Source organism: Microcoleus sp. S13_C3, from assembly GCF_036700905.1.
GTDB lineage: Bacteria > Cyanobacteriota > Cyanobacteriia > Cyanobacteriales > Microcoleaceae > Microcoleus.
Window position 1 is genome coordinate 1 of record NZ_JAUBPT010000056.1, and the last position, 12,995, is coordinate 12,995.

Sequence of the window (12,995 nt, forward strand, 5' to 3'; positions counted from 1 at the left end):
TCTATCCTTGCTCTTCGCTGTGCTTATCTCAACGGTCAACTTTCAATTTGATGTATTTGCCAAACTGAGATGCACCCAATGACAAATTTAGCTTTGAGGCAGGGGTTTAAACCCCTGCCAAATTACTGTCAAATCGAGATTTTCGCCTGCTTTCCACCTTCCGATTACAGCCTCGGATCGACAGGTTCGCTCTCCATCGCTAAAACTCCGAAAACGCACTCGTGAACTTGTCTCAAAGGATCACCCGCAACAAATCTCTCCAATGCTTCTACACCGAGAGCAAACTCTCGCAACGCCAAAGAACGCTTGCCGGAAAGTCCGCGCGATCGCAATTTTTCTAAATGTTCCGGCAAAGAATATTCCAGACCATAAATAATCCGCAAATACTCTTTTCCGCGACATTTTACCGCAGGCTGTACGAGTCCTTTGCTATTTTTCACAATAAAATCCATTGGTTTAACAACCATTCCTTCGCCTCCCGCCGCCGTCAGTTTTTCCCACCATTGAATCCCTGCGGATCTGCTATCAAAATCGGCAATTTCAACTACTTTGTATTCAGTAGCTAACAGGAATTCCGGGTCAGCTTGACAAATTTGTGAAATCTGTTCCATGTGCCAACAGTGATTTTTGTCAGTGTGAACAGTTCCCTCGGTTGCCAAGATGTGGAAAGGTGCTAATTTGAGGTCTGAGAGCGATTTCACTGGCCAGCAGTAGCGCTGGTAGGCACGAACATAGCGATCGGCTAGTTCGGCTCGTTCTTGGTAGCTGGTTAGCAAAGAATTAATTTCAACTCCCCGTTGCTTGGCCTGTTCTAAGTTCTTAATCGCCTCCGCAAACCCGTGACGAGATGCTGTTCCCACGGCGGCGTATTGCTCTTTCAATAAACCTTGAGCTTTGGCTGACCAAGGCATTAATTCGCAGTCCAAACACACCCAATCGGTTTGAAATTTCTCCCAAAAATTGCTCGCAGTCAGAGCGACATTTACCCGCGCTAAAAATTCTCTTTCTAAGGTAGAATTATCGAAAAAATGCCGTCCCGTGCGGGTGTAGCAAATGCCCATACTCTCGCTGAGAATGCCAAAGCGGCGTAAAGCTGCCGGTGCGTCGCGGCAAACAATCGCAACTGCACGGGAACCCATGTGCTTTTCTTCGCACACAACTGTCGATATGCCCTGCTGTTGGTAGTAGCTAAATGCTTCGGCTGGATGTTCTAAAAGTCCTGGTTCGTTGGAGGTAGCAGCGGGAGACATTGTGGGCGGCAAATAAATCAGCCATTTGGGATTGGCGGCAAACCGACTCATTATTTCTAGGGCTGCGATCGCATTTTCTTCTTTAATCGTAATGTTACTTTGCAGGCGAGTGGAAATAATGCGTTTTCCGAGTACGTCGCTAATGTCGAGTACGTCATCAAACTGCTGTTGGGCGGTGATATTCACTGCCGCCAAACCGCTATTGATAACGGGTGAATTTATGTCTCTATTGTTAAGTGGAGTTGGGCTGTCTTGAAAGAGGATGGGTTTGGCAGGTTCGCAGTAAATTCTAGCAGCAGGAACGCTGACAAATTCTCTTTCGGGATACCGCAAAGCTGTTAGTTTGCCCCCGAAAACGCAGCCAGTGTCAATATCAACAGTATTGTTCAACCATTCTGTTTCTGGAACGGGGGTGTGTCCGTAAACAACCGCTGCCTGACCTCGATATTCGGCGGCCCAATTGTAGCGGACTGGCAAGCCGAATTCATCGATTTCGCCAGTTGTTTCTCCGTACAAGGCGAAATCTCGAATGCGGCGCGATGCGCGTCCCTGAAATTCAGCTTTCATCCCCGCGTGGGCGACGACTAATTTTCCGCCATCGAGGACGTAATGGCCAATCAAACTATCTAAAAATTGGCGAATTTCTCGTACTGCTGATTCGCGCAATTCATCCGGTAAAGTGGCAATTTCTGCTAAGGTTTGTTCGAGTCCGTGGTTAATTTTGACATTTTTGCCGTTGAGTTTTCGCAGCAGTTTGATGTCGTGATTTCCAGGTACGCACAAAGCTGTTTCTGCCAGTACCATGTTTCGCACGAGTTTGAGGGTGTCGAGAATGCGCGGGCCCCGATCGACCAAATCGCCCAAAAACACGGCTTTACGCCCTTCTGGGTGCGCGTAGGTGGGAAAATTCCCCAAATCGGATTCGCTGGATTTTTCGATAATTTGATAGCCCAAATGTTGCAGCAATTGTTCCAATTCGTCGCAGCATCCGTGAACATCACCGATGATGTCAAAAGGGCCGCAGTCACCTTTGCGATTGTTCCATAGCGGTTGTCTCTCGACTTCCACCGCGTCGATTTCCTCTGGAGAACGGAGGACGTAAACGTAGCGAAATCCTTCCCTATCTAGAGATTTGAGCGATCGCTTTAAATTCTGAACGTGGCGGCGAATTACATGATTTCCGAAATTGCGGTTTGGGCGTTGTTGATTGCGATCGCCACACAATTTTTCTGGTAAATCTAGCACAATAGCAACCAAAAAGCAATGGTATTTTCGGGCTAATTCCAACAAAGATTTGCGGCTTTCCGGCTGAACGTTGGTGGCATCAATCACAGTTAGCTTACCTGCGGCCAGACGTTTAGCAGCGATTAAATGCAATACTTCAAAAGCATCAGCGGTGGCCGCTTGATTGTTTTCGTCGTCGGAAACCAGACCGCGGCAGTAATCCGAGGAAATGATTTCTGTAGGTAGGAAATGCTGCCGCGCAAAGGTGGATTTGCCGGAACCGGATGCACCGATGAGAACGACTAAAGATAGTTCGGGAATCGTGATTTTCATTGTTTAATAATATAGATTTTTTACTCGTTACCAGGCTCTGCCTGGTAACGCAGATCCAGAGGCTCTGCCTCTAATTCTCATCGAACCTCGCGAGGCAGAGCCTCTGGGCATCGGTTCCCAGGTACAGCCGGGGAACCAGTGAAAATTGTAATTTTCATTTAATAATATTATTCAGCAAACATTTGTACCAAACTATCTAAAACTGCTTTTTGTTCGTCAGCGCTGATTTTATTGCCACTCAAGCTCCTCCCACTCCGTAGTGATGACATCATCAAGAAGGACATCATCATGTTGCTCTGCCATTTTTGCGAACGCTTCCTCCCAGCCGACACGCGGTTTTAGGGCTGCACGAATGACGATCCGATCGCCGTGAACTTCGATTTCTACTGCTTCGCTAATACCAATTTGATCTAACAAAGATTTGGGAATGCGAATGCCCTGAGAATTGTCAATTTCAACGATCTGGGTTTGAATAGATTTACTCATAGCTGAAGCCTGCTGTTTTCCAAGTTTAACTATATTGTAAGCACAAACAGAATGTCGGTATTATTTTCACTGGGCGAATATTGCCATTTGCGTAGGCGAACCTACTTCTAAATCTTCGGTTCCCACACAACGAAACTCTACCCCACAGCCAAACCGTTCGGCAACCCCTTTCGCCCAAGTTTGAAATTCTGCCCTTGTCCACTCAAAGCGGTGATCCCGGTGGCGAAATTTACCCGCAGGCAAGTTTTCAAAGCGAACATTATATTCAATATTTGGAGTTGTGACGATCGCACTTTTCGGCCGGATAAATTCAAACAAAACCCGCTCAAAAGCAGCTAACCGTTCTAAATCCAGATGTTCGATCACTTCAATTACCGTCGCCGCATCAAAACCAGTCAAGCGGCTGTCCCGATAAATCAGCGAACTTTGAATTAGTTGAATGCGAGATTGCTGTGCGGGAGACAATCGATCGATTTGCAAACGTTCCCTGGCAATTTCCAAAGCCCGAAAGGACACATCGACGCCTGTAATTTGTTCGATCGAGCTTTCTTTCAAAAGCAGTTTCAGCAGTTTTCCCTCACCGCAGCCCAAATCTACAACTCGCTTAGCACCTCTTTGCTTTAAAACCTCCGTCACAGCTTCCAAACGCTCTTGATTCAAGCTAATTCGCTGTTCTAAAACTTCCTCTTCTTGCTGATGAGAAACTTCGAGATACTCAGGGTCAATATTATCTTCTTCTGCTAACTGTGCCACAGCAATTCGCGTCAGACGGCGCTGGCGTTTCAGATAGCGGTTGGCAATTTGTTCGCGGGCGGGATGCGCGTTCAACCAACCTTCGCCGTGATGCAATAACTTCTCGATTTCATCATCGCCCACCCAATAATGTTTGTCGTCATCCAACACAGGAATTAGCACGTAAAGATGGCTTAACAAATCCGCCAAACGAACTGTATTTTGCAGTTCCACAGAAAAGTAAGGACTCGCGCCCCAGTCGGGAAATTGCTCGTCAAGAATCAGGGGTTTTGCTGCGACTTGATAGCCAAGCGGCTCAAACATTTGCCGCAGGAACTTCTCGCCACCGCGACAGGGCAAAACCGACAGATTAACTGTCAAAGGAATAGCTGTTTCTGCGAGTTCTGGGCGGTCTTTGCAGCGACCGGATAGAGCTGTACTAAAGACTTTAGCGAGGGCAACAGACAGAAAAGAAGAGGCAACGTAGGGGCGATCGTTCACGTATTGTTCGAGGGGGCGATCGCCCGATTTCGACTTGCCCCGCACCAAAGCAACCGGATCGACATCTAACAGTAAAGCCGCCGTGCACCTTTCTGCATTTGCCTCTGGATAAAACACGCTGGCTTGCCCGAAAGTCATCGGAAAGGATTGATGGCGATCGGGATGTTTGTGCAGCAAATAACCCAAATCTGTAGCAGGTACGCGAGTTGTAGAAATGGTTAATAACATAATATTAGGAATTGGGCATCGGGAATCGGGCATTGGGCATTGGGCATTGGGCATCGGGCATTGGACATCGGGCATTGGGCATCGGGCATTGGGCATCGGGCATTGGGCATCGGGCATTGGGCATCGGGCATTGGGCATTGGGCATCGGGCATCGGGCATTGGGCATTGGGCATTGGTAGTTCCTCACAAATAACAAATAACAAATAACTACTCACTGTCGATAATTAATCCGTGTATCCGTGTCAAAATCCGTGTCGTGCCTTCCTTCTTTTCACTGAAATTTCTGTTTTTCCACACTGCCCAAATCCAACTTAGCCCGCAACTCTTCCTTAATCCGATTTAAAATAGAATCCTCATCCAAAGAAGACAAAATCTTGCTCACAACAGCCTTTGGCCCATCATCTCCCCAAGAAGCACCATTAGCCAAATAAGCCTTAGTAACTTGACCAATACCATAGGAAGAAACCCCCGCGATCGCAGCTTGCGTCACAGCCACAGACAAATAAGGCCCTAAAGCCAAACCCCCCGTCGCCGGCGTCGCCAAACCCAACAATCCTTTCAAAGAACTCAAACCAAAATTAGCCAACAATTCACCCGCAGTAATTCCCCCCATACTAATCGCAATCTTTTGCAGCAATTCCACCGCCCCCGCTTCCGTCATCGCAATGCCGTAAACTTTAGATAAAGTTAATATCATCACCACATCAATTACCGCACCGCTAAGAATATCAACTACAGTAATTGGATTAAGTGCGATCGCCACCGATTTCGTCATTACCGCGTTCCAGATAATTCGATTAGCCGCGTTATCTCGAATTTCCATTTTTCGCTGCACCAACTGCTCGTTAATATCCCCCGCACAGAGCATCGTATTCAGCGCGACCAAAGATTTGCCTTCTCGGTCTAAAATCTCCAAAATCTTTAATTTTAAATCTTGCACTTGTGGCAAACTGCGAGTCATTTGCACGCCCATACTTCCGTCGGGACGGCGCACCGCCCTCGCCGTCAAAGGGGAAGCCGCCGCCATCACAATTTCATCGGGAGACAACAATTCTCTCACGCGCTCGTCTCGAATTTTATGATAAATTGCCAGCCTGTCTGCATCAGGATACTGGTCAATTTTATTAAATACTAATAACATCGGTTTTCCGGCTTCCCGCAACTGCGAAAGTGCTGCGTATTCCACCTTTGTAATGTCGCCAGCCACCACAAACAAAATCAAATCTGCTTGTTGAGCAACGCGGCGGGCTAAAAGTTCGCGAGTTTCGCCGTCAACTTCATCTATTCCCGGAGTGTCGATTAATTCTACTTGCGACAAACGGTAAATAACTGGCGAAAGTCTATCGGGCAAATTCTCATCAATTCCCTCTCCGACATCCCACTGGCCAATAGTCGTCGTGCGAGTCACCCCGTGAGTCGGGCCAGTTTCAAACACATTTTGACCTAGCAGCGCGTTCAAAACCGAAGATTTTCCCCTTCCCACCATCCCAAACACAGCTATTTGCACGCAAGCGCGCTCTAGCTTGTCGAGCATTTTCTCCAAGCCGCCAATTTCCGGTTCCAGTCCAGTTCGCTCTTGAACTGTCAAGTCGAGATTTTCTACTATATCTCGCAGAGCATCTTTAGCGTGGCGCAGGTTGAGTTCTGCCTGAATGTCTGCGAAGCTTAAAATTGTGTCATCTAATTCTCGATCGACATTTGAAAAATCCGAGGCTTCAGTCATTGTTCCCTTATTTTATAGTTCTGTTTTGTTTAAAGTTTCAGCCAATACAATGCTATTCTAGCTTTCTCTGTCTGCTTTGTACAGATATCTCAAATCTCTCTCTGTGAACTCTGTGTACTCTGTGGTTAAAGAATTCCGAACCAATCTTATTTTTTTTAAAGGATCTATGACTAAATTAATCAAAATAGCCAGTTATCCATTTTTTTTCCGAATCCCAATTTTCCTGTTAGCTTTATTATCAATCTGGTTGCCCCTAGCAGCACCAATTTACTTGTTAGTTAAAGATAGCAACCTTGCAACTATTCTCACTATGGCGCTGTTGTTTACAGAGTTTCTCTTTTTGGTGCGGATCTGGGGAAAAAAGGTTTACGGACAAACCCAATTACTCAAAAGTTACGGTTTAATCAATACGCGAAAAAACGGTTTTGAGCTTTTAATTGGATTGGCGATCGGGCTTTTGCTCACTTTCAGCTTATTTGTGGTGCAAGGGCTGTTCGGTTTGGTCGCGTGGCAAAATTCTGATAATTTGCCGAGAATCATCGCAGAAGGGCTGTTAAGCGCCCTTGGAGTCGGTTTTGCCGAGGAGTTGGTATTCCGTGGTTGGTTGCTGGACGAGTTGCAGCGGGATTACAATTATAGAATATCTCTGTGGGCGAATAGCCTGGTGTTTGCCCTATCTCATTTTATCAAACCTGTCGCGGCCATGCTGCAGAGTTGGCCGCAGTTTCCGGGGTTGTTGTTGCTGGGTTTGATTCTGGTTTGGGGAAAAAGCTCGCGCCAAAATCGCCTCGGTTTGTCGATCGGGCTCCATGCAGGTTTAGTCTGGGGATATTACATGATTAACATCGGGCAGTTAGTGCGATATTCGGCATCTGTTCCCGACTGGGTGACAGGAGTTAACGGCAATCCGCTAGCTGGTGCGATCGGGCTCTTGTTTTTGAGTGTTTTGGCTGTGGGAATGCGAAAATCAGCCAGTAGTCAGTAGTCAGTTGTCCGTTGACTGTTGTCCGTTGACTGTTGTCATTTTATCAATGACCAATTACCCATTCCCAATGCCCAATTCCCAATTCCCAATTACCTATGAAAGTCACGATTTTTGCCGCAGCTATACTGCTAATTAGTGCCAGCTTTTCTGATCCCGCCAATGCACAAAATACCCAACCACTCAAGCCAAATACTTCTTTAGTTCAAATGCAGACAACGCCAGAACAAATCCTCAATGCTTGCGTGCATAATCCGGGGGAAACCCTGCCAAATCCTTTTACCGATGTACCTTCCAATCACTGGGCTTACAAAGCTGTTTTGACAATGTATTATTGCGGGCCTTACCGAGAAGGGATGAACCCTGCTTTAATTAAAGAATCACTGGAATCGGGACCTCCTACTAGAGAAAGTTTGCCTTCCCGATCGCCCTTTCCCAATTTCCCATTACAGCCATTTCCCGTGATTAATTAAAGAATTACTGGAAGCGGGATATCCTACTAAAGGAAGTTTTTATTCCCGATTACCTTTTCCCCATTTCCCATTACCAAGATTTTAAAACTCAGCCCGAACCGTAAACGAATAATCGCCACCTGGTTCTAATTGATAATCCCATTTTTCCAGAAAGCGGTGCAGCGGTTCCTGAATCAATGCCCTACCCTGAGAAGGCTCAAGAATCAGTGTTTTTTCTGACGTGAAACGCCACTGAAACTGCCACTCAAAATTGCCGGCAGTCACTTCACCCTCAATCGTGCCTTTTTGCCAAGATTGGCCAGTAACCCGGACATATGCAGTTGTTTCAGGCAAACGTCTCGAACTCACCTTTTTGTTTCCGCGTTTGTTTCTGCAATTGTGCGACTATTGTAAAGGCTCATGGCTTTTTCTACTCCTTGGTGCAGACTTAGTTCCACAGCTTCTACAACCAGTTTAAGCACTTTCTCTACTAACTGACTTTCCTCTGAGGAAAATTTTCCTAACACGAAGGAAATGGTATCTTTCTCATTTTTAGCAGCATCGTTTTGAGGTTTGCCGATGCCAATCCGCAAGCGGGGAAATTTGTCTGTGCCCAAATGAGAAATTGTCGATTTCATGCCGTTGTGCCCGCCGGCAGAACCGGCAAGCCGCATTCTCAATTTCCCGATCGGCAAATCCATATCATCGTATACTATTAATACCGACTCCGCAGGTATTTTGTACCAATCCGTCGCCGCCCGAATCGCTTGACCCGACAGATTCATGTAAGTAAGCGGTTTCAGCAAGCGGATTTTCTGTCCCCGCGGCCGGTTTCCCTCGCCAAATATGCCTTGAAATTTGCGATTTTCCGACAGCGAAATCTGCCAAGATTTAGCCAAGGCATCTACAGCATTAAAGCCGATGTTGTGTCGGGTGCGATCGTATTTAGGTTCTGGATTTCCCAACCCAACTATTAGCTGGGGAATCACTAACTCCGCTGGTGTTTCCGACTTATGAGTGTTGTTCATTTAAATGTCTGCGCTATCTTCCTTGGGAGTAGCCGCCGTGAGTTTTTCTGTTGCCGGTTTGCTGCTAGTTGCTACTGCTTCTTCTAACTGCTTGGCTTCCCGCGTGAATTCCGACTCAAAATCCCGCGAAGCGTCTTGAAAGCCCCGAATTGCCTTCCCCATACTCCGGCCGATTTCAGGTAATTTTTTCGGGCCAAATACCAATAGGGCGATCGTAAAAATAACTGCCATTTCCGGCAAACCTATGCCAAAAATATTCATGGTTTTTCTCCTGCAATTTGTTTAGTTACTTCTTGTTTATTTATGGCTAAAGTAATCGGAAAGGGTAAGGAAAAACGGGAAAACTTAGCTTTTACCCTTTCTCCTCAACCCTCAGCTTTTACTTTTAGCCTTACTGTTTTGCGATCAATTTTTAGCGGCCGAGACTCGACCAATCCATATCCACACTCTCCAGAATCAGCGAAGAGTTGTAGATTTGCAAAATAATCAACAAGAACACGAAAAACAGTCCAATGAACACGCTCATCAATAGCGTGGTTCCCCAGCCGGGGGCTACCTTGCCGTATTCCGAGTTAAGGGGTTTGAGTATATCTCCTAACCAAGTCCGTTGTGCCATAAGTCACCTGCAATGAATCTCTACAGAAAAGTTTGACATATTTCTACCGCTAATTGCGATCGCAATTTCTCAGAAATGCCACCGGGGGACTCGGAAAACGGGGAGTGGGGGTTGGCTGCCATACCGTACAGCGCCTAAAATCAGAAAAAATTCTCGGTAAGTGGGAAGCGAGCGAGACTTTAGTCCTGAGAGGAAAAGGGCGCGGCGATTTCAATCGCCTTGAATCCCCTTTCGGGGTCGGAGAGGGAATTTAATGCAACCTCTCCGATTTATTGGGGTATGGTTGCCCCAATCTCCCATTTCTGGGGTAAAGTTAGCCTCGTCAATGTTATAAAGGCTTGTTAGGCCGGCAGCACTGTCTCAGTGACTTTAAGACTGTTTAACTACCAGCGACAGAGCAGGGGACTGGCTTCGCATCCCAGGGTGTCGTGACCTAAATAACGTAGCCAGTTAAGGCTTAGACTGGTCAGCATAGCTTGCTTAATTTCTCTTACAAGCTCAGAGGTTTTAACCCTGAGTTACTGACTAGACTTTCAGACGGATTGTTATTTTTTGTAATATTATAGAGTGGAGCACTCATAATCGATCAAAAATATGGAACCCGCAGCAGTTCTCGGCATTTCTCTCGGTGTGTGTCTGGTGGCTATCACCGGATTCTCGATCTACACGGCTTTCGGCCCTCCCGCTAAGGAATTGAGAGATCCTTTTGAAGAACACGAAGACTAAAGAAGGAAGTTCGGCAACGGATTTTGTAACGGATGTAACGGATGTCAGGAAGAAGGAAGAAGGAAGAAGGAATAGAAAGAAACTATGCCCCATGCCCCATGCCCAATTCCCCATTCCCCTCTCCCTCTCTCCTTGGTAGATATTCTTCTAGGGGTGGGAAGGGAGTGATGCTGTGGGGCGATCGCCGGTCGCCTACTCGTCAATGGTATATTTTTCATAAATACAGTAAATCTCTATTCCATTTAAGCTAAAAATTATTAGGTGTCAGGCTAAAGCATCATGGGGAACACATTTGGGCATTTATTTCGGATCTCGACATTTGGGGAATCTCACGGCGGCGGTGTGGGAGTAGTAATTGATGGTTGCCCGCCCCTGGTGTCGATCGACGCATCGGAAATTCAAGCCGAACTCGATCGCCGCCGCCCTGGCCAAAGCAAAATTACTACGCCCCGCAAAGAAGCAGATACCTGCGAAATTCTGTCGGGGGTGTTTGAAGGCAAAACTTTGGGAACGCCGATCGCAATTTTAGTCCGCAATCAAAATACTCGCCCCCAAGACTACGCAGAAATGGCGACAACCTACCGCCCTTCTCACGCTGATGCTACCTACGACGCAAAATACGGAATTCGTAACTGGGAAGGCGGAGGCAGAAGTTCGGCGAGGGAAACTATAGGTAGAGTAGCAGCAGGGGCGATCGCTAAAAAAATTCTCAAACAAGCAGCAGGAGTCGAAATAGTCGGCTACGTCAAACGCATCAAAGACTTAGAATGTGTCGCCGACCCGGACACTGTTACCTTAGAACAAGTAGAAAGCAACATCGTCCGCTGTCCAGATGCTGAATCTGCCGAAAGAATGATTGAACTGATCGAAAAAGTTCGCGACAGTGGAGATTCGATCGGCGGTGTAGTCGAATGCGTCGCCCGCAATGTACCCAAAGGGCTGGGAATGCCCGTATTCGACAAACTCGAAGCCGACTTGGCCAAAGCCATCATGTCCTTGCCCGCCAGCAAAGGCTTTGAAATTGGTTCGGGGTTTGCCGGGACTCTGCTCAAGGGCAGCGAACATAATGATGAATACTATACTGATGATAAGGGTGTAATTCGTACAGTGACGAATCGCTCTGGCGGAATTCAGGGTGGCATTGCTAACGGCGAAAATATCATTTTGCGGGCGGCATTCAAGCCGACTGCGACAATTCGCCAGCAGCAGCGCACAGTTACCCGAGAAGGCGAAGAAACGCTGCTGGCTGCCAAGGGACGGCATGACCCTTGTGTTTTGCCAAGAGCTGTGCCAATGGTGGAAGCGATGGTAGCTTTAGTGTTGTGCGATCATCTGCTGCGCCATCACGGACAATGTGGAACCTTAAAGCCTGAATTTTAAAATGGAAATCAGCTTGTCCTCTGTAGCGGCAACTCCCCTTGATTGCCCTCAACCCTCCGAATCAATAAAAGGTATAGATGATTTTGTAGTACAGTTCTGGGGCGTGCGGGGCAGTGTTCCGACACCCGGACAGGAAACTGTTCGCTACGGCGGCAATACTTCTTGTTTGGAAATGCGAGTCGCTGGCAAACGCTTGATTTTTGACGGCGGAACAGGCTTGCGGATGCTGGGAGACCAGTTGGTGCAAGAAATGCCTGTGCAAGCTTATATGTTTTTTACTCACTATCACTGGGATCACATTCAAGGGTTCCCGCTGTTCGCCCCAGCTTTTATCCGCGGCAATAGCTTTGATATTTACGGGGCGACTCCGCCGGATGGAGATTGCATGAAAAGGCACTTCGTAGAACGGGTGCTCCACTCGAATTCGCCGATACCGCTGATGGGTTTGCAGGCAGATTTGAATTTCTACGAACTCAATCACAACCAGACGATGATGCTGGACGATATTGAGATTAGGACGGGATCTCTGAATCACCCCAATACTGCTATGGGATATCGGGTGACTTGGCAGGGACGATCTGTTGTTTACTGTTCGGATACTGAACATTTTCCCGATCGGCTAGATGAGAATGTCTACAATTTAGCCCTCGACGCTGATGTGCTGATTTACGATGCGATGTACACAGACGAGGAATATCACAACCCCAAGTCTCCGAAGGTGGGTTGGGGACACTCGACTTGGCAGGAAGCGGTGAGAATGGCTAAGGAGGCGCGGGTGAAACGAGTGGTGATTTTTCACCACGATCCGGCTCATACAGACGATTTTCTCGATCGCATCGCCGAAGATGTGCAAATCGCTTTTCCGAAGGCTGTCATGGCCCGCGAGGGTCTTATTTTGCCGATCGGCTTCTGAACATTTGCCCTTGTGAGCTCGATCGAACCATCAACCGATCGAACCATAATTGTTATGTGAATATGTGGATCGGGTCTCGCGCCCCGATCCACAATTTTTTTTAATATGCAGCAAACTCTTAACTGCATGGTATAATTCTTGCTTGTTAAGTTTTTAGGCACAGTATTTAAGGTTTTTTTTATTCTTCAACCGCGTCCGCAAGACGCCAAGACGTAAGATAATTGGAGGATTGCCAAGGGTGAAAAGGAGACAGTTTTGAATGTCAACAAACACGGGGAGGCGAGGCTATCGCACGCCTGAGTGCTAGTCTGAGGCCAGTAGACTTCCAGAAGCCTTGTTACAGATTAATTATTAAGGACAAAAACTGAAGTTATAGCTCGGATCAAATAAAAGCGCGATCGGTTTTTTGGACTCATGAATA

The 12,995-nt window shown here is 47.1% G+C and carries 15 protein-coding genes; 7 read left to right on the forward strand and 8 right to left on the reverse strand.

All coding sequences use genetic code 11. From position 1 onward, the window contains the following. Positions 1–164: 164 nt before the first annotated feature. The 3 genes from QUA16_RS16760 to QUA16_RS16770 form a co-directional block, all read right to left on the reverse strand. Positions 165–2,807, reverse strand: a complete 2,643-nt coding sequence (locus QUA16_RS16760; RefSeq protein WP_333104424.1) for a polynucleotide kinase-phosphatase — start codon at positions 2,805–2,807, stop codon at positions 165–167. A 228-nt stretch (positions 2,808–3,035) separates the two neighbouring features. Beyond that, positions 3,036–3,293: an AbrB/MazE/SpoVT family DNA-binding domain-containing protein gene (locus QUA16_RS16765; RefSeq protein WP_333104425.1), complete on the reverse strand. Its 258-nt coding sequence runs from the start codon at positions 3,291–3,293 to the stop codon at positions 3,036–3,038. A gap of 66 nt (positions 3,294–3,359) precedes the next feature. Continuing rightward, a complete protein-coding gene (locus QUA16_RS16770) occupies positions 3,360–4,754 on the reverse strand; it encodes a 3' terminal RNA ribose 2'-O-methyltransferase Hen1 (RefSeq protein ID WP_333104426.1) in 1,395 nt (464 codons plus the stop codon). Here QUA16_RS16770 and QUA16_RS16775 point away from each other — a divergent pair. Then, on the forward strand, positions 4,741–4,947 hold the full coding sequence (locus tag QUA16_RS16775; protein ID WP_333104428.1) for a hypothetical protein: 207 nt from the start codon (positions 4,741–4,743) through the stop codon (positions 4,945–4,947). The genes QUA16_RS16770 and QUA16_RS16775 overlap by 14 nt on opposite strands. 78 nt (positions 4,948–5,025) lie before the next feature. Here the strand turns inward: QUA16_RS16775 and QUA16_RS16780 are convergent, their stop codons facing one another. Further along, entirely contained in the window at positions 5,026–6,477 is a 1,452-nt protein-coding gene (locus QUA16_RS16780; RefSeq protein WP_333104429.1) for a GTP-binding protein, read from the reverse strand. A gap of 166 nt (positions 6,478–6,643) precedes the next feature. On the opposite strand from QUA16_RS16780, the gene QUA16_RS16785 reads away from it, so the two are divergent. Both QUA16_RS16785 and QUA16_RS16790 read left to right on the forward strand, forming a co-directional pair. Beyond that, on the forward strand, positions 6,644–7,462 hold the full coding sequence (locus QUA16_RS16785; protein WP_333104430.1) for a type II CAAX endopeptidase family protein: 819 nt from the start codon (positions 6,644–6,646) through the stop codon (positions 7,460–7,462). Positions 7,463–7,557: 95 nt separating this feature from the next. Then, complete coding sequence (locus QUA16_RS16790) at positions 7,558–7,932, forward strand: S-layer protein (protein ID WP_333104431.1); 375 nt, start codon at positions 7,558–7,560, stop codon at positions 7,930–7,932. A gap of 81 nt (positions 7,933–8,013) precedes the next feature. Here QUA16_RS16790 and QUA16_RS16795 read toward each other — a convergent pair whose 3' ends face one another. The 4 genes from QUA16_RS16795 to psbH all read right to left on the reverse strand — a co-directional run bounded on the left by QUA16_RS16795 (position 8,014) and on the right by psbH (position 9,555). After that, entirely contained in the window at positions 8,014–8,280 is a 267-nt protein-coding gene (locus QUA16_RS16795; RefSeq protein ID WP_332958583.1) for a DUF3146 family protein, read from the reverse strand. Next, positions 8,277–8,939 carry an aminoacyl-tRNA hydrolase gene (gene pth, locus QUA16_RS16800; RefSeq protein ID WP_333104432.1) on the reverse strand — a complete coding sequence of 221 codons (663 nt, stop codon included), beginning with the start codon at positions 8,937–8,939 and terminating at the stop codon, positions 8,277–8,279. Before pth ends, QUA16_RS16795 begins: the two co-directional genes overlap by 4 nt. Beyond that, positions 8,940–9,200: a TatA/E family twin arginine-targeting protein translocase gene (locus tag QUA16_RS16805; RefSeq protein WP_333104434.1), complete on the reverse strand. Its 261-nt coding sequence runs from the start codon at positions 9,198–9,200 to the stop codon at positions 8,940–8,942. A 151-nt stretch (positions 9,201–9,351) separates the two neighbouring features. Then, positions 9,352–9,555, reverse strand: a complete 204-nt coding sequence (psbH, locus tag QUA16_RS16810; protein ID WP_015176007.1) for a photosystem II reaction center phosphoprotein PsbH — start codon at positions 9,553–9,555, stop codon at positions 9,352–9,354. A gap of 594 nt (positions 9,556–10,149) precedes the next feature. Between psbH and psbN the strand changes: the two genes are divergently transcribed. The 4 genes from psbN (at position 10,150) to QUA16_RS16830 (ending at position 12,574) form a co-directional block, all read left to right on the forward strand. Beyond that, entirely contained in the window at positions 10,150–10,281 is a 132-nt protein-coding gene (psbN, locus tag QUA16_RS16815) for a photosystem II reaction center protein PsbN (RefSeq protein WP_190742515.1), read from the forward strand. Then, complete coding sequence (locus QUA16_RS16820; protein WP_333104435.1) at positions 10,262–10,420, forward strand: hypothetical protein; 159 nt, start codon at positions 10,262–10,264, stop codon at positions 10,418–10,420. The genes psbN and QUA16_RS16820 overlap by 20 nt, the downstream gene beginning before the upstream one ends. Before the next feature lie 140 nt (positions 10,421–10,560). Further along, positions 10,561–11,661: a chorismate synthase gene (aroC, locus tag QUA16_RS16825; protein ID WP_333104436.1), complete on the forward strand. Its 1,101-nt coding sequence runs from the start codon at positions 10,561–10,563 to the stop codon at positions 11,659–11,661. A 1-nt stretch (position 11,662) separates the two neighbouring features. Continuing rightward, on the forward strand, positions 11,663–12,574 hold the full coding sequence (locus QUA16_RS16830) for an MBL fold metallo-hydrolase (protein ID WP_333104437.1): 912 nt from the start codon (positions 11,663–11,665) through the stop codon (positions 12,572–12,574). The last annotated feature ends 421 nt before the right edge of the window (positions 12,575–12,995 follow it).

Coding starts and splice junctions, on each gene's coding strand:
- QUA16_RS16760 (WP_333104424.1), bottom strand. CDS start 2,807: ATGAAAATCACGATTCCCGAACTATCTTTAGTCGTTCTCATCGGTGCA.
- QUA16_RS16765 (WP_333104425.1), bottom strand. CDS start 3,293: ATGAGTAAATCTATTCAAACCCAGATCGTTGAAATTGACAATTCTCAG.
- QUA16_RS16775 (WP_333104428.1), top strand. CDS start 4,741: ATGGTTAATAACATAATATTAGGAATTGGGCATCGGGAATCGGGCATT.
- QUA16_RS16770 (WP_333104426.1), bottom strand. CDS start 4,754: ATGTTATTAACCATTTCTACAACTCGCGTACCTGCTACAGATTTGGGT.
- QUA16_RS16780 (WP_333104429.1), bottom strand. CDS start 6,477: ATGACTGAAGCCTCGGATTTTTCAAATGTCGATCGAGAATTAGATGAC.
- QUA16_RS16785 (WP_333104430.1), top strand. CDS start 6,644: ATGACTAAATTAATCAAAATAGCCAGTTATCCATTTTTTTTCCGAATC.
- QUA16_RS16790 (WP_333104431.1), top strand. CDS start 7,558: ATGAAAGTCACGATTTTTGCCGCAGCTATACTGCTAATTAGTGCCAGC.
- pth (WP_333104432.1), bottom strand. CDS start 8,939: ATGAACAACACTCATAAGTCGGAAACACCAGCGGAGTTAGTGATTCCC.
- QUA16_RS16805 (WP_333104434.1), bottom strand. CDS start 9,200: ATGAATATTTTTGGCATAGGTTTGCCGGAAATGGCAGTTATTTTTACG.
- psbH (WP_015176007.1), bottom strand. CDS start 9,555: ATGGCACAACGGACTTGGTTAGGAGATATACTCAAACCCCTTAACTCG.
- psbN (WP_190742515.1), top strand. CDS start 10,150: ATGGAACCCGCAGCAGTTCTCGGCATTTCTCTCGGTGTGTGTCTGGTG.
- aroC (WP_333104436.1), top strand. CDS start 10,561: ATGGGGAACACATTTGGGCATTTATTTCGGATCTCGACATTTGGGGAA.
- QUA16_RS16830 (WP_333104437.1), top strand. CDS start 11,663: ATGGAAATCAGCTTGTCCTCTGTAGCGGCAACTCCCCTTGATTGCCCT.